The organism is Schleiferilactobacillus harbinensis (assembly GCF_008694105.1).
GTDB lineage: Bacteria > Bacillota > Bacilli > Lactobacillales > Lactobacillaceae > Schleiferilactobacillus > Schleiferilactobacillus harbinensis.
Genome location: NZ_CP041364.1, coordinates 1,401,022 through 1,423,217 on the forward strand (window position 1 = coordinate 1,401,022; position 22,196 = coordinate 1,423,217).

Annotated in this window: 19 protein-coding genes and 1 pseudogene; 4 read left to right on the forward strand and 16 right to left on the reverse strand. The window is 54.3% G+C overall.

From position 1 onward, the window contains the following. Window positions 1-41: 41 nt before the first annotated feature. The 9 genes from FMM01_RS07185 to FMM01_RS07225 form a co-directional block, all read right to left on the reverse strand. Window positions 42-3,062, reverse strand: a complete 3,021-nt coding sequence (locus FMM01_RS07185) for a sulfatase-like hydrolase/transferase (RefSeq protein ID WP_150392047.1) — start codon at window positions 3,060-3,062, stop codon at window positions 42-44. A 159-nt stretch (window positions 3,063-3,221) separates the two neighbouring features. Continuing rightward, the gene (locus FMM01_RS07190; protein WP_150392048.1) at window positions 3,222-4,538 is read right to left on the reverse strand and encodes a hypothetical protein; all 1,317 of its coding nucleotides are present in this window, start codon (window positions 4,536-4,538) and stop codon (window positions 3,222-3,224) included. A 104-nt stretch (window positions 4,539-4,642) separates the two neighbouring features. After that, complete coding sequence (locus tag FMM01_RS07195) at window positions 4,643-5,653, reverse strand: hypothetical protein (RefSeq protein WP_150392049.1); 1,011 nt, start codon at window positions 5,651-5,653, stop codon at window positions 4,643-4,645. Then, complete coding sequence (locus FMM01_RS16745) at window positions 5,647-5,865, reverse strand: KxYKxGKxW signal peptide domain-containing protein (protein WP_150392050.1); 219 nt, start codon at window positions 5,863-5,865, stop codon at window positions 5,647-5,649. The genes FMM01_RS07195 and FMM01_RS16745 overlap by 7 nt, the downstream gene beginning before the upstream one ends. Before the next feature lie 93 nt (window positions 5,866-5,958). Next, complete coding sequence (locus tag FMM01_RS07205; protein WP_027829176.1) at window positions 5,959-6,648, reverse strand: 2,3-diphosphoglycerate-dependent phosphoglycerate mutase; 690 nt, start codon at window positions 6,646-6,648, stop codon at window positions 5,959-5,961. Window positions 6,649-6,728: 80 nt separating this feature from the next. Then, a complete protein-coding gene (locus FMM01_RS07210) occupies window positions 6,729-7,811 on the reverse strand; it encodes a serine hydrolase domain-containing protein (RefSeq protein WP_150392051.1) in 1,083 nt (360 codons plus the stop codon). A gap of 12 nt (window positions 7,812-7,823) precedes the next feature. Continuing rightward, the gene (locus FMM01_RS07215; RefSeq protein WP_035440907.1) at window positions 7,824-8,267 is read right to left on the reverse strand and encodes a GNAT family N-acetyltransferase; all 444 of its coding nucleotides are present in this window, start codon (window positions 8,265-8,267) and stop codon (window positions 7,824-7,826) included. Beyond that, on the reverse strand, window positions 8,233-9,321 hold the full coding sequence (locus FMM01_RS07220; protein WP_150392052.1) for an AI-2E family transporter: 1,089 nt from the start codon (window positions 9,319-9,321) through the stop codon (window positions 8,233-8,235). The genes FMM01_RS07215 and FMM01_RS07220 overlap by 35 nt, the downstream gene beginning before the upstream one ends. Before the next feature lie 126 nt (window positions 9,322-9,447). Beyond that, the gene (locus FMM01_RS07225) at window positions 9,448-10,080 is read right to left on the reverse strand and encodes a Fic family protein (protein WP_150392053.1); all 633 of its coding nucleotides are present in this window, start codon (window positions 10,078-10,080) and stop codon (window positions 9,448-9,450) included. A gap of 160 nt (window positions 10,081-10,240) precedes the next feature. On the opposite strand from FMM01_RS07225, the gene FMM01_RS07230 reads away from it, so the two are divergent. Beyond that, on the forward strand, window positions 10,241-11,857 hold the full coding sequence (locus tag FMM01_RS07230; RefSeq protein ID WP_150392054.1) for a hypothetical protein: 1,617 nt from the start codon (window positions 10,241-10,243) through the stop codon (window positions 11,855-11,857). 45 nt (window positions 11,858-11,902) lie between these two features. On the opposite strand, the gene FMM01_RS07235 is transcribed toward FMM01_RS07230, so the two are convergent. The 4 genes from FMM01_RS07235 to FMM01_RS07250 form a co-directional block, all read right to left on the reverse strand. Continuing rightward, window positions 11,903-13,081, reverse strand: coding sequence for a hypothetical protein (locus tag FMM01_RS07235; RefSeq protein WP_150392055.1), 1,179 nt, complete (start codon window positions 13,079-13,081; stop codon window positions 11,903-11,905). Further along, complete coding sequence (locus tag FMM01_RS07240; protein ID WP_150392056.1) at window positions 13,048-13,368, reverse strand: hypothetical protein; 321 nt, start codon at window positions 13,366-13,368, stop codon at window positions 13,048-13,050. Before FMM01_RS07240 ends, FMM01_RS07235 begins: the two co-directional genes overlap by 34 nt. 78 nt (window positions 13,369-13,446) lie before the next feature. Next, window positions 13,447-14,919: a DUF4097 family beta strand repeat-containing protein gene (locus tag FMM01_RS07245; protein WP_150392057.1), complete on the reverse strand. Its 1,473-nt coding sequence runs from the start codon at window positions 14,917-14,919 to the stop codon at window positions 13,447-13,449. Then, window positions 14,912-15,268 (reverse strand): PadR family transcriptional regulator, encoded by a 357-nt coding sequence (locus FMM01_RS07250; RefSeq protein WP_150392058.1) that lies wholly within the window; start codon window positions 15,266-15,268, stop codon window positions 14,912-14,914. Before FMM01_RS07250 ends, FMM01_RS07245 begins: the two co-directional genes overlap by 8 nt. Before the next feature lie 210 nt (window positions 15,269-15,478). On the opposite strand from FMM01_RS07250, the gene FMM01_RS07255 reads away from it, so the two are divergent. The 3 genes and pseudogenes from FMM01_RS07255 (at window position 15,479) to FMM01_RS07265 (ending at window position 18,401) form a co-directional block, all read left to right on the forward strand. Continuing rightward, window positions 15,479-16,846: a hypothetical protein gene (locus FMM01_RS07255; protein ID WP_150392059.1), complete on the forward strand. Its 1,368-nt coding sequence runs from the start codon at window positions 15,479-15,481 to the stop codon at window positions 16,844-16,846. Window positions 16,847-17,571: 725 nt separating this feature from the next. Beyond that, window positions 17,572-17,925: pseudogene (locus FMM01_RS16715) on the forward strand (C40 family peptidase); the annotation flags it as partial. A gap of 194 nt (window positions 17,926-18,119) precedes the next feature. Then, on the forward strand, window positions 18,120-18,401 hold the full coding sequence (locus tag FMM01_RS07265) for a hypothetical protein (protein WP_150392061.1): 282 nt from the start codon (window positions 18,120-18,122) through the stop codon (window positions 18,399-18,401). Window positions 18,402-18,464: 63 nt separating this feature from the next. Here FMM01_RS07265 and FMM01_RS07270 read toward each other — a convergent pair whose 3' ends face one another. From FMM01_RS07270 to FMM01_RS16690, 3 genes are all read right to left on the reverse strand, one after another. Further along, window positions 18,465-19,931 (reverse strand): peptidoglycan recognition protein family protein, encoded by a 1,467-nt coding sequence (locus tag FMM01_RS07270; RefSeq protein WP_150392062.1) that lies wholly within the window; start codon window positions 19,929-19,931, stop codon window positions 18,465-18,467. Between the two features lie 218 nt (window positions 19,932-20,149). After that, window positions 20,150-20,575 (reverse strand): sigma-70 RNA polymerase sigma factor region 4 domain-containing protein, encoded by a 426-nt coding sequence (locus FMM01_RS07275; RefSeq protein ID WP_150392063.1) that lies wholly within the window; start codon window positions 20,573-20,575, stop codon window positions 20,150-20,152. A 256-nt stretch (window positions 20,576-20,831) separates the two neighbouring features. Further along, window positions 20,832-21,884 (reverse strand): glycoside hydrolase family 73 protein, encoded by a 1,053-nt coding sequence (locus tag FMM01_RS16690; protein ID WP_150392064.1) that lies wholly within the window; start codon window positions 21,882-21,884, stop codon window positions 20,832-20,834. Between the last annotated feature and the right edge of the window lie 312 nt (window positions 21,885-22,196).

The window sequence follows — 22,196 nt, forward strand, 5'->3', positions numbered from 1 at the left end:
CGAAAAAGACGCCCCGCAGGACGTCTTTGAAAAACTAAGTGTTATTTCTTCCCCGGATTCGTCATAAACGCTTTATCCTGCAAGGCATATTGCCGCCCCGCAGTGATATCGTATTGAATCATCCGATAATCGGCGTAGAGCTGTTTCTGCTTGGCCGTCATCTTCTTCACGTTGTACCAATCACCATCGTCGCCTACCCAAGCCGGGCTGGTCTTGACCTTGCCCGCTTTGTTTTTCTTTTGATGAGGCGGCATGGACATGATTGGCAGATCGTGGTCCACGTCGGTGAGCAGTGCTTCATACGGGGACACCTGCGCATTAAGATGTTCCAGCACCAGCGGAATAAAGTCGTTCGTGCCCACATAATTGGTATTCTTCAATTTTGTGTTGTGGGCTTTGCTGGCTTTATTCGAGTAGATGAAGAACGTCGTGGCATGCATTCGCACCGGGCGCAGGGTCAGATACTTGTTGTTCACGATCCCCGGGAAGTGATCACCATAGAAGACCACTGTCACTGGTTTCTTGATCTGATCCAGGGCTTTGATGAATTTCGCCACCGCCTGATCCGTCTGACTGATACTGTAAGTAAACGTCGCAAAGGCGTCCGCGATGCTCTGCTCTTTCAACGCCGCCCCGGTCACCTTGCCCTGGTATGGATTATTCGGGTAATAGTAGCTGTCGTAAGGCATATGATTCTGCATCGTGACCAGTTCAATGAACTGCCCGCTCTGCTTCGCGTTGATCTGATTCAGCGCATTGGCATACGCGGTGTTATCCGACAGGTACGGACTCTTCTGGATCTTGCTCTGATTCGTGATGGGGTACTTGCTGCCGAGATAAGAATACTTGTCGATACCCATCTTGTTGTAGACCTGGGGCCGATTGTAGAACGTGCCGTTGTATGGGTGAATCGCCGCGGAGTATGGGAAATTCTGATTGAACGACGCCACCTTGGTATCTCGGGGAATCACTTGGGAAAAAGGCGTCACATTCGCCGAGAAGTTGCCCATCACTAGTCCGGTCAACGCCTCGTATTCCATGTTCGCCGTCCCGCCGCCATAGCCCGCACTCAACATGTGCCCACCAGTGGTCTCACTGGTCAGCTGGCGAATATAAGGCATGGGATCTGCCCCGCCGACTTTGACATCGGGAAACTGCTTGGGATCGGTGAAGCTTTCGCTCAGGTTGAAAATCACGGTCTGATCGCCAATCTTCGTTGTCCGGGTCTGATTGATTGCCTTGGCCCGCCGCGCGTACTTGGCGAGAATCGCCTGGATCCGGCTTTCGGAATAGCCCTTGGGCTTGTCCATCACCTGAATATCCACGGCATTAACGAATTGCAGCAGCGGGCCGCTGCGCTGGACGCCCTTGAGCGGCGTGATCACGTCTTGGCCGTTGCCCATCGCCGAGTTGAACAACCGGGAATAGGAAGTCGGCGAATTGGCGGTGGCCGGAGATAGGAGCAGCACGAACCCGAGGATCACGCCGCCGATGCGCACGCCCCAATTGACGCGGATCTTCCGCGGCAGCTTTCTTTCTAACACCACGATCACGGTGATCAGCACCGCCAGCCCGAGGAGGACCCACCACACGGTGTGCTTGCCCAGCATCGCCATCAACTCCGGCAGCGCGGTCAACTCGTGCAGGTCCGCCGGGGTGATCGGCGCCGAGCGGTAGACCATCTTGATGGCGTTGGCCACGGTCCAGACGGCGTAGATCGTTTCGGTGAGGAGAAAGCTGACCCAGAAGCGGGTCGTCAGGACGTACAGGACGAAGAACGCAGCGATGAGAAAGAGGCTGGTGTAGACGATGGACTTCTGTCCGTCCACCAGCAAATAACTCAAAATCGGCTGGGTCTCCCCCTTCAGCCCCATGGAAATCTTGCCGTTGGGTGACATGGCCAGGAAGGAAGCAAAAACGGTCAGGTAGAACACCGCCACCAGCATGATGGGCGGCCAGTTGCGGCGCAGCCAAGCAATGATCGCCCGGCCCAGAGCCGGCAGGCCAGTCCGGTAGTCGCCGGTGGCGGTGAAGGCCAAGCGCGTATCGAGAACCGCCAACGACCGGCGAAACAGCCAGCCGCTAAAAATCGTCCAGGCCCAGGCAGCCAAACTCAGCATCAGGGCGAGGCCAATCGACAACAGACCAAAGTTCACCAAGTTATTGCCGGTGGCCTGCATCGCCGGGGCCATCAAGGTCTGCCCGATGAACGGCGATTGGGCCACAGTGAAACTGATGACTAGCATGGTAATCAAGTTTTGGCTTTGTTTTTCATTAAACCAGCGGGTAATCAGAACGACCAGCGCCGCCGCAGTCAAGACCACCGGCAGACTGAACGGTCCGGCCAACTGATCCATAAACCGGTAATCCCCTTCGTAATACAGGGACAACTTGCCCAAACCGGCCTGGCTGGCCCAGGTGACAAGCAGGGCCGCCGTGCCAAGCAGGGCCACCATGCCGCTGCGCAGCTGATTAAAGCGGCTGCGCTGGAGGACCAGGCCGAATAGAAACAGCCCGACCATCAGCGGCAGCATCCGGAAACTGGCATAATCCGCTTGGGCCGGAGTTAAAATCGACCCGCCGACCAGCGTCGCGGCCGTTAAGAGCCAGCCGGGCCACTGACCGAACCTTTCCAGCAGCCGGTAGAAAAGCGGTTGCACGATCAAGCTGATAATAAAGCCCGTGAACACAGCACTGACACCGCGGGTCAGGGGCAGGAAACTGCTAAGCATGGCCGGCAGCGTGAGTTGTTTCAAACCAATGAAAACAGCGGCGGTGCCGAGGATCAAGGCACTCACCGTGCGCAGCCAGATTTGGAGCGGCCAGGCCAATGATCCGCGTTTGCGGGCACTGACAAAACCGGCTAACACAAACAGCACCGGGATCATCAGCTGCACGACGGCGTTCCCGGCGTGCAGGCCAAACCAGATCACGGCTTTCTGCCCAGGCTCCCAGGCGTAATATGCGTAAGCTCGGCTTAATAAGAGGACGCCGAGGTAAATCACCAGTCCGCCGCCCACCGCAATGAGCCCGTAGCAGAACTGGTACAGCCTTTTTCTCATTTTCTACACGTCTTTCTCAATGTCTTAGCCACATTGTACCCTATTGGTTGAGAAAGAAATGGCTCCTTAGCACATTGTAAAGAATCTGCCACGATTGCCGTCTCAAAAAACGGCGGACATTGCTGCCCGCCGTCGAGAAAATTGTCTGTTAGCCTTCGATTACTGCACGAAGCCGTAATCCGTCGGTACCCATTGGTTGCCGCCGAGACTGTAATAGGTCCGGCCATCGCTGAGAATGCCGATCCCGTAAGAGCGCCAGTGCGTGCCGGCGGGGATGATCTTCAGAACTTGCAGATTGCTGTCCAAGACCGCCACACCCCAGCGCGGATTCGCCGGGTAGCGGACCGTGAAGGTGCCAGAACCACCGTAAAGCGGAATTTGGGTCGCAATGTCAGCGACACTGATGAATTGATTGCCGCCCACATTGAACGCGGTGAGCTGGCCCTTCGTGTAGACTTCGTTGTTGTACTGGTAGCGGGCGCCCTGGGGCAATACCCGACCAGTATCCTTGGTCATGGCCGCGTCACTGTATACCCGCGCACCATAGGGCGAAATGATGCTGACGACGCCGCTGTTAGGAATAATCTGCTGCTGCGGCGTCGACGGGGTCGTGCTTTCTTGCACGGCATTGGCCTTGATGAACTGCTGCCCGCCTAGATTATAGCCGGCGAGTTTGCCGTCAATAAAGACCTTCTGGAAAATCTGCCAGCGCGTCCCGGCATCCAAGGTCCAGTTATTGATCTGCTTGGCCATCGCGCTGTCCGAATAGACCGGGGTCCAAGGATTGATCACGCTGACGACGCCATTGAAAGTCTGAGTCGTCACATCGCCAATCGGTGTTTCTTGCACATCACTAGCCTTGACGTACTGCTGCCCGCCCAGGTTGTAGCCGACCACATTGCCTTGGGCATCATAGACCTTCTTATAGGAAGCCCACGCCGTCCCTTGTTTCAGATTGCGATCGGTGATCTGCGCCGTCATGTTCATGTTGCTGTAAAGAGCAGCACCGTTAGTGTTCTTGATATACACCGTGCCCCGAGCATCCTTTTCAGTATACCCGGTAGACTTTATGAAGTAATAATCCACGTAGTACGTCGTGCTTTGGCTGAACGTCCGGGAGAAATTCAATGTCCCGTTCGTGGTGCTTTGGGTCACACCGTCAATCTTCACCGAGTCGAAGCTGAGTCCATCATGCGCGGCAACGTAAAGTGGAATCGTCTGTCCGCTTGTGACCGTGGTCGAGCGCTGATTGATAATCACGCCATTAGCCCAGTCGCGGATGACGACTTGGCTTTGGCCAGTAAGATTTTCGGCCTTCACTGCATCAGTCACGTAACTCCTCAAGCTGGTGACCAGCGTTGCAAAGTTAGGCGTCGGATTGGCTGCAGACGGCGTGTTGGCTGCAATGACTTTTTCAAACACATCGCCATTAGTGTCACCGGAATAATGGGTGTCGCTAGATTTAGTATTCAGCAAATCAGCAAGTTTGCTGCGGCTTGCTACAGATGTTGTATCAGCAAGACCCAGTTTTGTCTGCATTTCATTGATCAAAACTGCCTGGGCCGTTTCCCCCCCATGCTTTAGTCAAGCCACCGGTGTCCTGAACACCATTTACCAAAGCCGTTAATGATCCGCCCGCAGTCGGGGGGGGTTAATGACCCTAGATTACTGCTCTGCAAAAATGCCAGCAGGCTATCCTTGTTTTCTTGCCAATCAGCAGCGAGCTGAGTATTAGCAACGGCACTATCAACTGCCTCGCAAATTTTCCCCATCGCCGTGGCGACATTCAATTCCGGATTCTCCGTTGATGGTGTGTTGGCCGCGACTACGTTGGCCAAAACCTGATTATTCGCTACCGTGGCGCCATTTGCTTTAACCGCCAGCAGTTTACTCATTGTATTTCGACTGGCCGCAGATGTCGTATCCAGCAGGTTCAGCTTAGCTTGCATTTCATTCGTGATTACGGCCTGGGCAACCGCTGACCAGGCTTGGGCTAGACTATCCGCGTCTGCAGCTTGGGCGACTATTGCGGTCACCGTCGTTATGGTGCCATCTTTCTTTTCTACAAGCAGCTGTCCAATTTTGCTGTTGGCTTGCAAGAACGCGGTGAGGTTGTTTTTGTTCGGCTTCACCGGATCATCAGTAGCGCGTTGGAATTGATCAGCCTCCGTTGTTGTGTATGTAATCAAGTGATTCAGAACAGCGCCAAAGTCAGGCGCAGCGGCACCGGACTGGATGATTTCGCTCAGCACTTCGGCGTTTGTCTTGCCTGCATATTGCGCATCGGTAGATTGGGCTTGAATGAATGCTGTTTGGTCGGCAGGCTTGGCAAACTTGCTAGCCACGGTATTGCTGATGATCGTCTGGGCGACTTCGCTCCAGGCACTGTTAAAACTTGCCTCATCCGTGACACCCGCCAAAACAGCAGATACTGTCTGGTTGTTAACAGTCAAATTACCCCAATTACCTGCAGCAACCGTGCTCTTCAACGCCGCCAACTGAGTTTCCCAGGATGCCGGCTCGGCCGCAGTGACCTTAGCGGCGTCGTCTGTACCAGCCGCCTGAACGGTCGGCCCTGCTGTGGTCAGCACTGCCCCCCAGCAACGGTCACAACCAGAGCGGCCAACCAGCGTTTCCCGGACTTGTATAACCGATAATGATCCTTTTTCTCCATATTACACACTTCTCCCTTTAGCGATATGCTTAGCTCTACACGGAATAAGTATAATCGGCATTGGGCGGCTGTCTGAAAAGTTGCATAATAACAAAATAACAAGTGTCGTATACGCATCAGCTTGAACATATGTAACTCAAATTCGTGTAATCTACTATGTTAGCTGAATAGCTCAATACAAAAAAGACGCCCCCGCAGGGACGCCCTCAAAAAACAAACTCATTAGTCGAGCTTAGTCTTAGATTGTACTTCCAAATGCTTGTTGAAGTCATAAACGACCGGTTCGCCAGTAGCCATTTCCAAGTTCATGATGTCGGCATCAGAGATATTCTCGATGTACTTGGTCAGGGCCCGCAGCGAATTACCATGGGCAGCGATGATGACGTTCTTGCCAGCAATCAGATCCGGAGCGATATGGTCTTCCCAGAAAGGAATAACCCGTTCCAAAGTGACCTTCAGGTTCTCGCCGCCAGGAATGATGCGGGGATCCAAATCAGCATAGCGCCGATCCTTGGCTGCTGAGCCTTCGTCCGTCGCCTTCAATAAAGGAGGCAGCACGTCGTAAGAACGACGCCAGATGTGGACTTGGTCAGCACCGTACTTGTCAGCAGTTTCCTTCTTGTTCAGGCCCTGCAGAGCGCCATAGTGACGTTCGTTTAAGCGCCAGGACTTCATTTCCGGAATCCACAGTTGGCCGCAGCCTTCCAATGCATAGTGCAGGGTCTTGATGGCCCGGGTCAATACAGAAGTATAAGCTTGGTCGAATTCGATGCCGCTTTGCTTCAGTAATTCACCAGCATGTTGGGCTTCTTCAACCCCTTTTTCAGAAAGGTCCACGTCAACCCAGCCTGTGAACTGGTTGGACAAGTTCCAGGCAGATTGACCGTGACGAATCAATACAAGTTTTGCCATTGTTGAAATTAACTCCTCGCCTTTTGAATTTACTCCTTTAGTTTACACGGAAACGGCATAAATTCATAGGGCGAAGCCCGTTATAAGTGGCCCAAAATCTCTTCTGCCATCTTTTTAGTATCAGCATCCGTGAATTGATTGGCAAACATCAAGACCCCCGCAGAATTAGTGTTGTATGCTTCAAAGACCGTGTTGAAGCTGTTCGGGAAGTCATCATATTGCCCGACCACCAGCCGCGTGTCTTCATCGAGATTGAAAAAGCCGCCACTGTAATTGCCGTCATGGTCCGGCTGTTCCGTCAATTCTTTGAACTGCGGCCGCGTCAGCAAACGGCCATCGCTCAACGCCAATTGGAATGCCGCCATGTCTTTGATGGACATATACAGCGACCCGGTACCCAGCAAACTGGATAACAATTTGTGATCCAATTCTTCCGGCACATAATCTCGGCCGTTGTCATATTTGTACCCCTCAGCAACCACTGATCCCTTGGGAATGACTCGATAATCGTAGGTATGGGTCAGGTGCAGCGGGTCCAAAATGCGCTTTTTTAATGCCTGATTGAACGATTCGCTGGTCAGCTGATCCACAATCCCGGCCAGCAACACAAAATTGGCGTTCGTGTAATTGAACGACTTATCCTGAGTATTAGTCACTTCATGAACGGTATAGGCTAATGCCGCCTTGTCTGTCGTCAATTCGCTGGCTGGCGGCACCTCATCCATCGCCAATCCAGACGTATGGTTGAGCAGCTCGCGCACCGTCACCTGATCGGCACCGGTGATGGCCGGATAAAAGCGGCTCAGTTTGGTAGTGTAGTTCAGTTTGCCCTCCCGAATCAGCTGCGCGATCAGCGCGGCGGTCATCGGCTTTTCCATGGAGGCAATCGGAAATAACGTGTCCCCGGTGATTGGCTGCTTTGTCTGGGCATTAGCATAGCCGTAAGTCCGCACCGTAATCACCTGGCCATTCTTAATCGCCGCGATGGCTCCTTTAAAATGCGTCGGCGCGACGACCCGGTCGATCGCCTTATTCAGTGCGGGCCCGTTCAGCTTTTCTTCACTGACCGCTTCCGGCCGGTCCAACGCCGCCCGCCACACGCCGATTCCGGCTAGCAGCAGCATGACCGCGCCGGCCAGAAGCGGCCACCATTTCTTCCGCATGGTGCTGACCCCCTAGTTCTTCCGCAGGTAATGGACTAGGCGGTTGACTTCCTTGAAGCCCAAGGCCTGATGGAATTCCTGAGACACCGTGTTGTCCATGGCCACATCGCTGCCCATGCTGCTGACGCGCTGACTGCGCAGCCAGCGGGCCGCTTCATTCACCAGCTGCGTGCCGATGCCCTGCTGGCGGCGATCCGGCAGGACGTAAATCCCTTCCAGATAACCGGTGGGCGACGTATCCGCCCCTTCCACGTAATCGTGCCGGAGCGTTACTTCACAAAAGCCGACCGCCTGCGTCCCATCCATCGCCAGCCAATAATGGCTCTTAGCCTGACGTACCGCGGTTTGGGCCGCAACGATCAAGTCCAGTAACGGATGCTCCGGCCATAAATCATGCTGCAGATCCGCGACTTGGCGGACGTTACTTTTTGTCACTGCTGTGATCTGAATCGTCATCGTGAACAGCCTCCTTGACTATTTTCTTAACTCTCTTCACCCGCTGGGGGCGCGGAATGCTCTTCACCCCGAGAATATCCAATAGGAAAGTAAACACCGGAATGCCCACAATCAACCCCCACGGTCCCATGATCTCCGGGGCAAAAATCAACACCACGAAGGTGAAGAAAACCGGCAGCTGAGTCCGGCTGGCCACGAACTTTGGGTTGAGAATATAGGCTTCCAGCACGTGGATCACGGCAATCATGATCAGAATATAAATGACATCCTGCCAGCCGCCGACGGAAAAGGCCACCAGAGACAATGGAATCAGGGAAATGATCACCCCGGCCACCGGTACCAGCGAGAAGAAGAACACCATGGCGGTTAAACTGGCCAGGTTGGGCATGCGCATGATGAACAGCGTAATGGCTGTGATCGTCGTGTTCACCACCGCGATGAACAGCTGTGCCTCCATCACAACGCCGAACGTATTAACGAATTTTTGGGCGAAGAAATTGAAATCCTGGAAGAACCAGCCCAAGTCGCTGGTGAGAAAGTTGTGGCCGAACCGCTTCAAATCGTCGATCTCCACTGCAAAGAAGAAGCTTAAGATGAAGGAAATGACGATGGCAAAGCCAACGTGCCCAATGCTGGTAATGGTGGCCACGACACCGTTCAAGCCGTTGTGCAGCTGATTGACCAAGCCTAAGCGATCGATCCAACGGGAGAGGAAGCTCCACGTCGCGTTTTGATCAAACTCAGGACTGTTGTAAAACCGGATCAGCCCATTGATAACGTGGTGGCTTTCCCGGGCAATAATCGGCACGTAATGGGTCAAGACTAGATACAGCAGACCGATCACCAGCAGGTACAGCGGGCCAACCACCATCCAGGGCCGCTTAATGGGGAAGTGCCGGCGTAAATGCTGGAGCGACCGTACGGCCAGGAACGAGAAGATGAACGTGAGCAAAATCGTCGTCATCTGGCTCCGCATTAAGTACAAGAGCAGCGCAATGACCAAAAACACCGTCCACCGCCGCAACCGGACATTCTCCACAAACTTATCGTACATTCTTCAAGCACCCTGCCTTCTCTACCGTCAGTATACCGCTTCAACTGTTTTATTCTAAAGCATGCGGCTTAGGGAAACATCATGCTTAAGTCCGTTTCTGGTAATAGTTTTGTAAGGTTGGGCCGATCAGAAACCAAAGATGGCGGTGTCGTACAACCAGTGTTTAAGGTTGGCGGTGTCGCCGTTTTTGTAATACTGTTGCAATCGCTGTAAGTATTCCGCCAACTTGTTTTCAGGAACGGCCAGCAGTCCCCGCCGGCCCGCAAACATCAGTGCATTCGCCGCAATGATTGCCGTTCGTTTATTACCATCTAAGAAAAGCTGTGCGCGGGAAAGCCAAAGCAGCACGGTGATGGCTTTATCCGTGGTCGTTGCCTCGCTTTGCACCAAATCTGAAAATTCACGCTTCACTTGTGTCTCATCAGGGATCGTCGGTTGATATATCATGTCCGTTAACGGCACGACAACCGGTTGTACTCGAATTTGACCCGCCCCAGACGCGCCGGCCCCGATGACGAACAAATTGATCTTCAATAACGCCGCAAAGCTCACTTCGCTGATATATTGCAAGGACATCGCATAGTGATACGCGTCGCGCAAATTCAAGATCGTACGAATTTCACTCGGTTTAGCCTGAGTGTCCAGCAGCGTTGTGGACAACCCCGCAAATTTGCCAGCCAGATAAACCAGTTGGGCAAAGTTCTTCTCAACTAAAATGTCTTCCCCGTCCCGACTCATCGCGAACTTATCTGCCGCCATGCCCTTCACCTCCTGACAACTATAGTCTACCAAATCTTCCGGGGAACATTACCGCTTGGTGTCTTTCCCACTTTCACCATTCCCGTTCATCCCTCGCCGTGCTATCATGAGCAAGTCGGTCTACCCAGCAATTTTTCCGACCGACTGGGGAGGGGTCAGTGTGCGGGCCAACAAACTTTGTACAGGCGCTATCATTTGTGTGTTTTTCTTCATTGTGTCGCTGGCGTTCCATCTGATGTTCATCGTCAGCAACCGCATCATTTACTATAATCCCACGGATACGATCTTCCATCTGACCCGAATCGTCGGGTTAGAAAATGTCTGGCAAAGTCCCGTGAACTTCACGACTTTTGCCCACCACGGCACGGCGATGAATCTCTTTTACCCGTGGCTCACGCTGTATCCGGCCTATTGGCTGTACAGTCTCAGCCGCAATCTGGTCTGGGCGTACCATGTTTACTGCTGGCTGACCACGTTTGCCACCATGCTGATCAGTTATTGGGCATTCCACACCCTTTGGCCAAAGCGGGAACGGGCGATTGTTTTTGCGCTGCTGTATGCGCTGAACCCTTACCGCATCAGCGATATTATTGCCCGGGGCGCGCTGGGCGAAGTGATCGCCATGACTTTTCTGCCCATTCTGCTGGTCGGTATCTGCCAGATCCTGCGCCGGGATCCGCGGCGCTGGTACATTCTAACCATCGCCATGGTGCTGACGGCCTACACCCACAATCTGTCGCTGCTGATGAACGCCGTGGTGATCCTCGTCGCTCTGCTGGTCACCTGGCCGCGGATGACAGATAGAAAGGTACGGCTGCTGGCCTTGCTGAAAGCTGGGGCGGCATCAGTGCTCCTGTGCCTGCCCAGTCTGCTGCCGATGGCCCAGTGGAGCCGGACTAATGCCCTCATTATCCCGTCCGCTCGGCGGGTCTACAGCACGCCCTTGGGTCAATTGCTCACGGCGACCGGGCTGACCGATGCCTTCACCAATAATATTGGTTTGATTTTTCTCGTCATCATGATCATTCTGCTGGTTTTCAGCCGCCGGCTCACTCGCATGGATCGCATCCTATTAGGCACCGCTGTCCTTCTCTTTTGGACAACCACTACGCTGTTTCCTTGGAGCTGGCTGTCCTGGACGCCGCTGATCAAGATCCAGTTTTCTTTCCGGTTGAACTGCTACATTTCTCTCCTGCTGGCCTACTTGGCGGCTAAAAATTATCCGCCTCTCACCCAACCGCACCGGCCGTGGCTCCCCTGGGTCGCCATCCTCGCCGTCGCTGGTTTAATGGTCGGAACAGACCTGACGATGACCACCACCGCGTATGCCCGCGCCGCTAATCGGCAGGTCGTTCTGACAAATAAGCGGCTGGCGTACCTCACGCACTATTACAACCACCACGATTACGGTAATGCCCACTACCGGCACCATCCGTCAATTATTGATAAAAACATCTTCAAACTCCACAACCGGCGGGCCTGGCCGCGGAATACGATTACCCCGAATACGTACACGATGCGCATTGCGAATGACATCACTACCCCAGCGGTGTTCACCATTCCGGTGTACCACTACGCGGCCCAGCGGGTAACCGTGAATCACCACGCCAGCCGCGGTGTGCTGAACAAGTCTGGTACCACCGACGTCCTGATCCCGCCGGGCAAGAGTGTGGTGCGCCTCACCTACCATTACGACCGGCTGATGCTGGCCAGTGTGGCCGCGGCGCTGCTTACCCTCGCCGGGTTACCAGTGCTGATCCGCCGCCGAAGCATTTAATTGCAAACAAAATGGGCTCCGTCAAGGAAGCCCATTTTTTATTCACTATATTCCCGGATTCAACCGGATCTGCAACGGCGGCACCGTCAGATCCACGTCCGGCATCATCATCCAAGTGACGGTGGCCGAATCGTGATCCGGCTGGTGCAGCAGGTACAGCTTGCCGTCCAGCAAGCCGAACACCAGCAGATTGCCGCTTTGGGTACTGATGATGTAGCTGGCGCCCTCGATCACTTTGGCGGGGGATACGACGAATACGTACAGCATCAGTGCCTGCTTGCTGCCATCCTTATTGATGGCCTGATAATCCGTCGGTTTGACCCCAGCGCCATACATGTCGGTGAAGTCCACTGCCACCTGACCAACGTTTTGCCGGTGGGCATCACTGATGGCGCCGATCAATTGCATGAAGTCCGCATTGCTCTGCACCGGCGCCTTTTGAATCCCCCGATACGCGCCCAGAGTGTTGGTGTAAATGGTCGGAATACCCGGCGTGGCGGCATCCGTCTTGCTCATTGCCATCCCCGTCTGCACCGGCCCCAAGCCTTCCTTAGGCCACGGCGTGTAGTCCTTGGAATAATAGATCAGCTGAGCGTTGGTATTCTCGATCCGGGCCCGAGCCAGATTAATGTTATCCCCGGATCTGCCATTCGTCCACAGCGTCACCCGCTGGGGCAGCCGCCGCGCCTGATTCTGTCCGTGGACGGTGTAGTCCACCGTGAGCAGATTCTTCGGGTTCAAGTATTCCTTACCATATAACGATTGCAGCTGACCGGTGGCCAGGCTGTAAGAAATGACCGCCGCCTTGTCCGCATCCCCGGGCTTGGTCGTATTCAGCACCGTTACGGCATTTTGGTACGTGCCGTTGGCATTCACCGTGATCTGGCCGGCACCGACGTTTTTACCAACGAACATGCGGTAAGTAAAGGTGCCGACAAAGGCTTTATCTGCCACCGGCTGCGCCCCCGTATTGACGTCCACCAGCGCGCTTATCAGACGGTTGGCAAGGCTGGAGTTGTCGCCGTTGGCACTCTGACCGCCGTTTTGACTGCTGCCGGCGGCACTGGTCGCCGTTTTCTTCTGCTTCGTGTTTTTCAAGCGGACAAACCGGTACGGCTTGCCCTGATACTGCACCGTGTAGCCGGTGACGGCATAGCCATTAGCCGTCCCGGTGTAGTCGCTTTGAAAGGTCAGATTGATGGCTTGGTTGGCAGCAATCTGCATCGTGTTCTTCGTCTATCGGCGGTGTACTTGGGATTGGCAAAGTCGCTGTTCAGCTTATTCTCCCCCGCAGTCTCACCCACCGCATCTACGGCCTTGACGACCGCGTCCGCTTTGTTGAACTGCAACAGCAAGACATTGCTCTTGCCTTGGCCGCGGTACAAATACCACGTTGTATCCGCCCGCTTCAAGACCGGGCCCACCATACTCGTCGGCTGGCTGCACGCACTGGTCAACACCAGTACCATCCCCAACAGCGCCAAAATCCATCCCCATTTTCGCCGCAACATGATTTCCTCCATTTTTTCTACTTACTACTATTCTATCTTACTGCAAGCAGAAATAATGTTTAGAAACAACGAAAATCATTAGCGAATGCTGATACTGCCGTCCTCAACAGATCCCTTGACGGTAAATTCCGGCGCAGCGCCGACTTGACCGAGCCAACGGTGCTTGCCTTGTTTGGTGAAGACTGCTTCCGCCGGCACATTGGCGTGGCCGTCTTCCCGGTGCAGGTTAAAGTTGTATTGGGCCGCCGTCGGCAGATCCACTCGAACGTTGCCGTCTTCGCCAGTCACGGTGATATCGCCGGTGACCTTGGTGAAGCTCCCGGCAAAACGGCCATCCTCTAGGGTAAAGTCGCCCGCGCCGGTGAACTGCTCCAGCGTCAAGTTACCGTCCTCATATGACGCCGTGATCGGATTCTGCACCGTGGTCTGGCGGAAGGCCGCCCGGCCGTCGTCATAGGACAGATCCAGATTAGTCAAGATCACATCGGTGGCTTCCAAGCGGCCGTCGGAGAAGGATACGTCGGTGTCGCCAGCACGGATCACCGACCAGGTTTGGTTGCCGTCGTCGCCGGAAATCGACAAGCTGCCGGCATTGACCGTGTCGAGCAGCAGGTTGCCGTCGCCGCCGGCAAAGCTGAAGTCATCGGCCGCCTGGACATTGGTCACCTTCGTATTGCCGTCATCTACCTGAATGCTGGTACTCGGGAAATTCAGCTCGGTCAAGCCGATGTTGCCATCATCGCCTTCGATGTTCAGCGTACTCCCGGCGATCTGGGTCACCTGCAGGTTGCCGTCATCGATCTTCACCGATACCGACGCCAGTGTACCCAATTCGTGGAGCACCATGTTGCCGTCATCGCCGTCAATTGTCAGGTCGCCGGCGAAACGCTGCGGCACCTGCAGCACCATTCGGGCATGAAAACCCCAGCTTAGTTCATTGATCCGCAGGGTGAAGCCAAAGTGCGACCGCCGGCCGGCTTGGATACGCAGTTCGTCGCCGACGTGCGTCATCCGGGCATAACGATCCGGTTCATCCGTAGTCATATATTCAATCAGAGTGAAATCATCCGAATCGGTCGGCTGCAATTCCAAGTCATCCGGATAATTAATGGTGATCGCGCCAATCTCGGCACTCGGCGCCGTTAACCGCTGCACTTCTGTCAAGCGCTGGTCGCCCTGGTGCATCTGGCGCGCAATCGGCACCGGCTTGGGCCGAACCGGCCGCGGTTCGACGGGCATGGGCGGCACCGGCATCGGGGGTACGGGGCCCGCTGCGTTGGGCAGTGGCTTTGGCGCGGGCGCCGGCTTTTTCGCCGTGCCGTTTTCTTCATTGACTTGTTTCAGCAACTCATCCACGTCACCGAATTCTTGGAAGGCGGCCGTCACGGCCTCCTCTGCCGTCTTGCCGCCGGCCATCTTCTCCGCCGCCGAATCCCGCAAGTTGCCGAACAGCTCCGCGAAGAGGTCCTTATTGTCAGACGTCTGGGGATATTGGTTAAACGACTTATTCAGCCGTTGAATAATTAATACATCACGATCTGCATTACTCATGATTAATTGCCACCTTTCCAAGAATCAAATCATCCATCACATGCTTAGCCGTGGCCCAGTTCTCCTGGGCCGCGGTCAATTCTTCTTTGCCCTGGGGCGTGATGCTGTAATACTTGCGCCGGCTGCCCTGGGTCTCGTCCCCCCAGTAGCCGGTGATGCTGCCGTTTTTCACCAGCCGGCGGAAGACGGTGTACAGGGTGGCTTCGTTGATCGTATACGTCCCATCGCTCAGGGCCGTGACATCTTTGCTGATCTGGTAGCCGTAACTATCCCCTTGGGCGAGGATATTCAACACGATCGTGCCGGTGTACCCGCGGATCATGTCGTTCGAAATGTGCGCTTCGGCCATTTTTTCCGACCTCCTTTGCTCTGTCTAGATACATCATAACACATATTAATCTTTGTGACACAGTATTTTATTTCGGTGCTTTCTTGTTTGAAAATTCCGAACGCGGGCCAAGTAACCCTTTCCTGAATGAAAATCAGCCTCGGGCTGTAGCCCGCAGGCGGCTTAGCGGGCTATAATAGAATATGTAGATGGTGGAACGGAGGCACATTTATGGGAGAGAAGAAAAAGCACGTGGCACTCTGGTCAACGGGTGTGATCGCGGCAATCCTGCTAGGCAGTGCAGCGTTAAGCGCTGGGCCGCGCCAGCCGGTGCTAGCCGCCACAACAACGGAACAAACTGATACGGCGTGGACAGCCGCCGCAGAGCGGTTAGAAGACACTGCATTATTACAGAACGCGGCGGTGCCGGTCACCTGGCAAACCCCTGTGATTCAACAAAACGGCAGTACATTAACGGTGGACACTCAAACTACTCTACTGAGTTTGGTTAAAAATGCTCAGAGCAGTACAGCCCTCGCTCAGGCTTGGCAGCAGATCGGCCAGCAAATTGGCTGGCGCCTGGCGATGACCATGACCCACGTGTCGGCGGACCAGTTGGCGGCCAACAGTACTACGGTACTCGCCTATGATGCCAGTCCGGTGACCAGTCTCTTCAATAGTCAGGGCGATCCGGACTACACGGCAATTCTGACTCAGGCGAGCGCCAAGTGCATGGGTATCGTGCTAGCCCCCGCTTTGCAGGCTCTGCAAATCACGGCCGCCCAACAAGGCTGGGCAAATCTGGGCATTATCAGCGACAATTTTGCTGTGACCAGTCAGCCTTTAAGCAGCTTGGTGGCAACGGCCAGCAGCCCCGCAGACCTCAATAACCGGGTCCAGCAAGTCTTGCAGCAATTGACGCAGCGCATGGCCTTGCAAGTGACTGACGGTCTGCAACCGCAAACACTGCCGGATGGCGCTGCGGCGCAACTCGCCGCCTTTCTCAAAGAACCAGCCCAGAGCAGCGGCCAAACGATTGGTGCGGCCTTGACCGCTGCCATTGCGAAAGCCCAGTTTACCGTCGGTCAGCCGGTTCCGGAGTATGGTCAGGTCTTTGCCGCCTGGCAAACTCTGCTGACCGCTAACAAACCGGAACAGGGTGCGGATGGCGACAAACACGATGCCGATTCGAGCAAAGATGACAGCAATCCCACGCTGACGGTGACTCCCGGAGACGATAACCACGCGACTGGGTCAACGGACGCGGACTCAGCCGCGACGCCGCTCGGGCCAACCACACCGGCGCCGAACAAGAATAAAGGCGGGGCCGTGCTCACTGTCCAACCGGACGACCATCAGACAACGGCCCAGACAGTTCCAACGGTGAAAGCCGTCAAGGACGACCGGAAAGTGGTCGTCCTCAATGAACGGATCACTTCAATCCAATATGACAATTACAATAGTGCCGTCGCGGGTCAAGATACCCTGCCCCAAACGGGTGAAGCCGTCAATCAGGATGACTGGATCAGCCTCACCGGCTTTTTGCTCCTTGGTCTGGTCTTCATTGCCGCCAAGAATCCCCGCCGCCGTATTGATTAATTTGTGATACACACCACCATCTGGTGCTCAGCGAACGTGCTGAGCACCTTTTTTTACGTCGATTTTTTCTCAGGCAACCGTTAGCCAAACGACTTTTACCAAATTCTTGCTGCCAGCCAATATTATTTTTGATCCGCAAAAACAGCGCCAAGCCCCGCCACGACAACGTTTTCAACGCCGGTATAGACATATTTCATACAAATAACGTTAACTGTAATGGTCCGATGTTGATTCTGTAACGCTCCTGCAATAAACCACCTGTAGTATCGACACTGTTGTTAAGCAAATCTTAAACGATGCGCTCACGAGGAATCATCCACGTCCAGTCGGACGAATACAAGAAAACGTAAGGGGAAACTACTACTATGAAAAAGTCCGTTGTCACTTCAGTTATCGCCGCAGCACTTCTCGGAACCGCTATTACCACCACCGCTACTTACTCCGCACAAAACAATTCGGACAACGCAATTGTACAAGCAGCCACCGTTAACGCCGTTAAGGGCGATATCGTTCGGGTCAGCAACTCCGTACACTCCGCGGCTGGCTTCTATAAGACTCCGGATTCTGTCAACGGTCAAAAGACGCGATATGGTGCCTATGGTTCCCGTTGGACGATCTGCAGTGTGACCACCGACAGCAACGGTGTCACTTGGTATCTGTTAGGCACCGATGCTTGGGTGAAGGCTAACGACGTATTGGTTGAAGGCAAGCAGACTTCCCAAGATGTTCAATCCGTCATTGACTTAGCTTACAAGCAATTAGGCAAACCTTATGTTTGGGGTTCCAAAGGTCCTTCCAGCTTCGACTGCTCTGGCTTGATGTACTACCTGTTCAAGAACGCAGCCGGCACGAACATCGGCGGCTGGACTGTTCCTCAGGAAAGCGCTGGGCAAAAAGTTTCCATCGGTAACTTACAGGCCGGCGATCTGATCTTCTGGGGTTCTCGCGGTGCCACTTACCATGTTGGGCTGTACATCGGCAACGGTAAGTACATCCACGCACCTCAACCGGGCCAAGGTGTCCAAGTTGCTTCGATTTCCAGCTACTTCCAACCTTCCTTCGGCGTTCGCGTACTTTAATTATCGGCCGAATACCAATACTTCCTTTTAGTCGCGTGCTTCGGTGCGCGGCTTTTTCTGTAGAGAGCGCCGGCCGACGGTTAGAAGCTCGTTTGGGGCAGTTGACCGACCAAAACCGTTATATTTGTACTGTTGCCCACAATGTATTTTTGGTACACTGAATGAGAAGAAATTTTTCACTGGGGGAGTCAACTATGTATATCGTGCAAGTCATGACCAATAAAGGCACTGACGGCGACCTGATGGATAATGTCACCCGGGTCTACTTCATTCTTCTCGATGGCACTAAGAAACAATACATCGGCCACGAAATTGCCGGCATCATTACCGATGGCGTGCCCAAGGGTCCTTACGCGAATTTAGTAGTCGCGACCCCCTGGGAAGAAAAAAAATATGGTCCGGGGTGGCATGTGGTCAATATCGAACCGGAACCATTGGAAGGCACTAAAGTGGCTGGCATTGATGATGCCGGTTAACCAACGGTCTGCGAAAAGGCGCCTCGCATTTTTTGCGAGACGCCTTTTGTCTATCCTAGCCTGCTATTGGATGATCACATATTTCCCCTGCAGCCACTGATCGCCGCCCAGGTTGTAATACGTCTGACCGTTGATCTTCTTAGCCTTAAACACCGCCCAGCGGGTGCCGTGCTTTAATACCCGGCCCGGAATCACGCGCCCGGCACCGGTCCACATTACCACGCCGTAATTTGGCACGTAATTGATCTGGGCCACAGCCCGGAAGTCGGTGACTTCACCCTCCCCGACTGAACTGCCGCCCCCGGTGGCCGGCGGCGGGGTGCTGGCCCGGTTGAATGTGCCCTTGTTGCCGGCAACCCATTGATTGCCGCCCAAGTTATACCAAGTCGATCCGTCGCTCAGGATGGCTTGCTTGTAAACCGACCAGCTGGTGCCCGCGGTGAGACCTTTTAAGAAAGTCCCGTCGCCCGGCTGGTTGTGCAGAATCGCACTGCTGGTCAAGCGCAGCGTCCCGGTCACATTCTGATTCTGCGTGATCGCTGGGGCTGCAGCCGGCCGCGGTTCCGTCGATACGATGGACGAAATGACCCAGAACTGACCGGTCCCGTTGGCATTCGCCATCAGGTACATTTGAGTCCCATTGGTGGTCGTCGCCTGCTGAGTGATCCGGTACGCGTTGCCGTTCTCGCTGGCGCTCGTCCCTGCTTGGGTGAACCCGGCGTCGGTCAGATAGTACTTGCCGTTGGTGGCGGTACCATTGATGACACCAAGCAAGTCCACCGACTGCTGATTAGCCACAATGTCAAAAATCGGCTGGCCCGGGTTAGCGCCATTACCGTTGTTGTTCCCGCCGCCATCATCGCTGAGGGCATCATATTTCTGCTGGACTAAGGCGGCGAACTGGTTCATATCGTAACCCCACTGCTTGAAATAACCGATGGGATCCGTATGATCTGTCCCGCCTAGCCAATCGCTGACAGCGTTGTGGGACCAAATGGTGCCCGCCCCATCATTGTCGGCCAGATCAACACCCATCCCGTAATGCTTCAATAGATAAGCAACGTAATAGGCATAATTATTGATTGACGCCGCGAAGTCTTCGTCCGAGTGCTCCCGCACCAGCTCCAGCTGGATAAACCGGGCATTGGCCGCCGGTCCAGCGCCCCAGACGCCGTAATCAGTGGGATGAATATTGATGATCCGAGAATGGTCCACGAAGGCATGCACATAGGCATACGTTGTCGGCCAAGCCCGCTGCATATAGGCAACTTCATTGTCGATCGTTGAGGTGCTGTTCGCCGTTTCGTGGATGACGATCCCCTCCGGCCGGCCCACCCCGTTACGGTAACCAAAGTATTTGGTAAACGTGGTGGGATAGGTCGTAATTTGGGGATTGGCGAAACTTTGGGCATTAATGTCTCTATTGCTCACGGCTGCATGAACGTGGTGCAGCCCGACTGCTGGTGTGGTATGGTTCATGAGCGGCAAAGCAGCCGCGCTTAGGGCAGCGGCACAGGCCAAACTGACCATGTCTTGCGAACGTGCATGGGGATTCTCCTCCTCAAAATGAATGCGCTGCAAAAGCACCGCAATAAAAGCTTAACATGTCCACCGGTGGCTCACAATGGATATTGCGCACCTGTAAACAAACTGTCAAATCGCTTCCAAGCGGCGCAAGCGAGTTCGCAAAGTGGTCCGCACCGCGCGTAATGAACGAACGGGCACGCCGGTGGCGGCGGCGACCTGAGCTAGCGGGATACCCCGCAGCCAGTGGTACTCGACCACGGCCCGTTCCCGGTCCGTACCAGCCAAAGACCGCAGGCCTGAGTAATAGCAGCCAGTTCGGTATCGCCGGCTAAAGGCAAGTTGGCCAAAGCCGCTTCGTCGTGCTCGATCCGTTCCGTCAGCCACTTCTCCCGGCGCAGTTTATCCAAGAGCAGCCAGCGGATTTTCTGATAGACCTGAGTCCGAAAGGCATCGGGGTCGGCACCCCATAATTCGGTGTGCGTATCATAGAACGCCGCATACGTCAGGATCGCGTCCTGGACCAAATCCTCCCGCTCGGCGATGCCGATGCGGTACGTCGTGTGTTTAATAGCCCCATTGATCAGCGGCATGGCCGCCAGGGCGGCAAGAAAACCAGCCTCGGTGATGGTTTCTGATGTTGTGGACAATACATTTCCTCCTCGGATAATGGATTGCCCAAGCGCTTGAGCTTCATTAGCATAGCAAGTGTTCATCATTGGACCAGCATCGTATTCTCCGCATAAAATCCTATTTTATCAATTTTTGCTCATGTGTACTTGAAGTTTGGTCTACTCCAATTACCGGTCTAGTCCAATTTTTATCAGGAAACTATTTTTTTCGAAAAAAGGCAAAAAAATACCGTGTCGGTAAACTCGACACGGATTTCTACGATGACAATGATGATTAGCGCAAAATAATGTACTGACTGTCGATCCACTGGTCGCCGCCAAGGTTATACCACACCCGGCCGTTGTAAATCTTCCGTTGATACAATTGCCAGCGCGTGCCATGCTGCAGATAGCGGCCAGGAATGACGTGGCCGTTATTAGTCCAGATAGCGATACCATAGCCCGGCACATAGTTGATTTGGCCTACACCGCGGAAGCTCGTGACCGATCCCGGCTGAGTCAATGTCACATCATTGCCTTGGACCCATTGATTACCGCCCAGATTGTACCAGAGCACGCCGTTCAAATTAACAGAACGCATGGCCTTCCAGGCCGAGCCCGCTGGCAGGACTCGCCCAGTGCTGGTGCCGTTACTGGTAAAGTCATCATACACAGTGGCCCCATTAGGCCAAGCATAAATGGCAGCATTGATTGCGGTATATTTGGTATCATACTGGGCCAGGTTCCAATTAGTGATCACCCGATTCAACTTGGTGCCATAGTCTGGAGCGGTGGCGTAAGTACCGGTGAGGGCGGCTGTCGCATCTTGGTAACTGGTCGTATTTTCGATCCAGGTGCCCTGATAACGTACGGGATCCCAAGAAACGCCATTGCGCAGCTTATCCGCATTGTCTTGGAAGGACGCCGTGAAATTCGGGTACTGGCGAAAGGCAGCTTGCACCGTGACGTACTTGCCCGCGTTCTTATCCCACTCCAAAGTCGGGAACGTCACCGACGCCCCATTGTAATCACCCTTGATGCCGAACAAATTGTAGTCCGGCGGCAGCGACAGCTGCGATGAGCCATAACCAGATTCAAGAATGGCCTGCGCCATCATCACGGACGTGTACAGGCCATTGGGCTGGGCCGTGGCCATCGCTTGGTTGGCAATCGACAAAACGAATTGGCGCTGCTGCGCAGTGGCTAAAGTCGCCGCGGCCGTCACGGGCTGCCCGGCAGCCGCGGATGTATCCACTGCGGCATTGACCTTGGCCTGCGGCACAGCGCTGGCGGTGGTGCCCACAACAGCGGCTAACGCGCCCGCGACCAATAGTTTTTTTAACTTCATTAGGCTAGTTTCCTCCTCAAGTGAACTTCCGTATTCGTGAACAAATACACGGTACAAGATAACTTTATCAGTTCACCGGGAAGCGCTCAACTGAAAATCAGGTTTTTCACGACATTGTTAACTGATTGTCGCTTTCAAGCGGTGGACTAAATGGGCGTGACTGCGAAGACCGCCGCCCAATCAACTTACAAAACCGTTAGCCCCCACTAGGGGTTATCGCTTTAAATTTGCAACCCTTTTCGTTACGATAGAATGTAGAGGTGGTATGTATCATCGCCGCTTGTGAGGGACAGGCGGTACGCATGTTCAATC

Bases quoted from the DNA above. Each gene is read 5' to 3' on its own strand.
- FMM01_RS07250 (WP_150392058.1), bottom strand. From the start codon at position 15,268: ATGGCCGAAGCGCACATTTCGAACGACATGATCCGCGGGTACACCGGC.
- FMM01_RS07265 (WP_150392061.1), top strand. From the start codon at position 18,120: ATGTATATCGTGCAAGTCATGACCAATAAAGGCACTGACGGCGACCTG.
- FMM01_RS07270 (WP_150392062.1), bottom strand. From the start codon at position 19,931: ATGGTCAGTTTGGCCTGTGCCGCTGCCCTAAGCGCGGCTGCTTTGCCG.
- FMM01_RS07220 (WP_150392052.1), bottom strand. From the start codon at position 9,321: ATGTACGATAAGTTTGTGGAGAATGTCCGGTTGCGGCGGTGGACGGTG.
- FMM01_RS07225 (WP_150392053.1), bottom strand. From the start codon at position 10,080: ATGGCGGCAGATAAGTTCGCGATGAGTCGGGACGGGGAAGACATTTTA.
- FMM01_RS07215 (WP_035440907.1), bottom strand. From the start codon at position 8,267: ATGACGATTCAGATCACAGCAGTGACAAAAAGTAACGTCCGCCAAGTC.
- FMM01_RS07205 (WP_027829176.1), bottom strand. From the start codon at position 6,648: ATGGCAAAACTTGTATTGATTCGTCACGGTCAATCTGCCTGGAACTTG.
- FMM01_RS07210 (WP_150392051.1), bottom strand. From the start codon at position 7,811: ATGCGGAAGAAATGGTGGCCGCTTCTGGCCGGCGCGGTCATGCTGCTG.
- FMM01_RS16690 (WP_150392064.1), bottom strand. From the start codon at position 21,884: ATGAAGTTAAAAAAACTATTGGTCGCGGGCGCGTTAGCCGCTGTTGTG.
- FMM01_RS07185 (WP_150392047.1), bottom strand. From the start codon at position 3,062: ATGAGAAAAAGGCTGTACCAGTTCTGCTACGGGCTCATTGCGGTGGGC.
- FMM01_RS16745 (WP_150392050.1), bottom strand. From the start codon at position 5,865: ATGTTCAAGCTGATGCGTATACGACACTTGTTATTTTGTTATTATGCA.
- FMM01_RS07235 (WP_150392055.1), bottom strand. From the start codon at position 13,081: ATGCAGATTGCTGCCAACCAAGCCATCAATCTGACCTTTCAAAGCGAC.
- FMM01_RS07240 (WP_150392056.1), bottom strand. From the start codon at position 13,368: ATGTTGCGGCGAAAATGGGGATGGATTTTGGCGCTGTTGGGGATGGTA.
- FMM01_RS07245 (WP_150392057.1), bottom strand. From the start codon at position 14,919: ATGAGTAATGCAGATCGTGATGTATTAATTATTCAACGGCTGAATAAG.
- FMM01_RS07255 (WP_150392059.1), top strand. From the start codon at position 15,479: ATGGGAGAGAAGAAAAAGCACGTGGCACTCTGGTCAACGGGTGTGATC.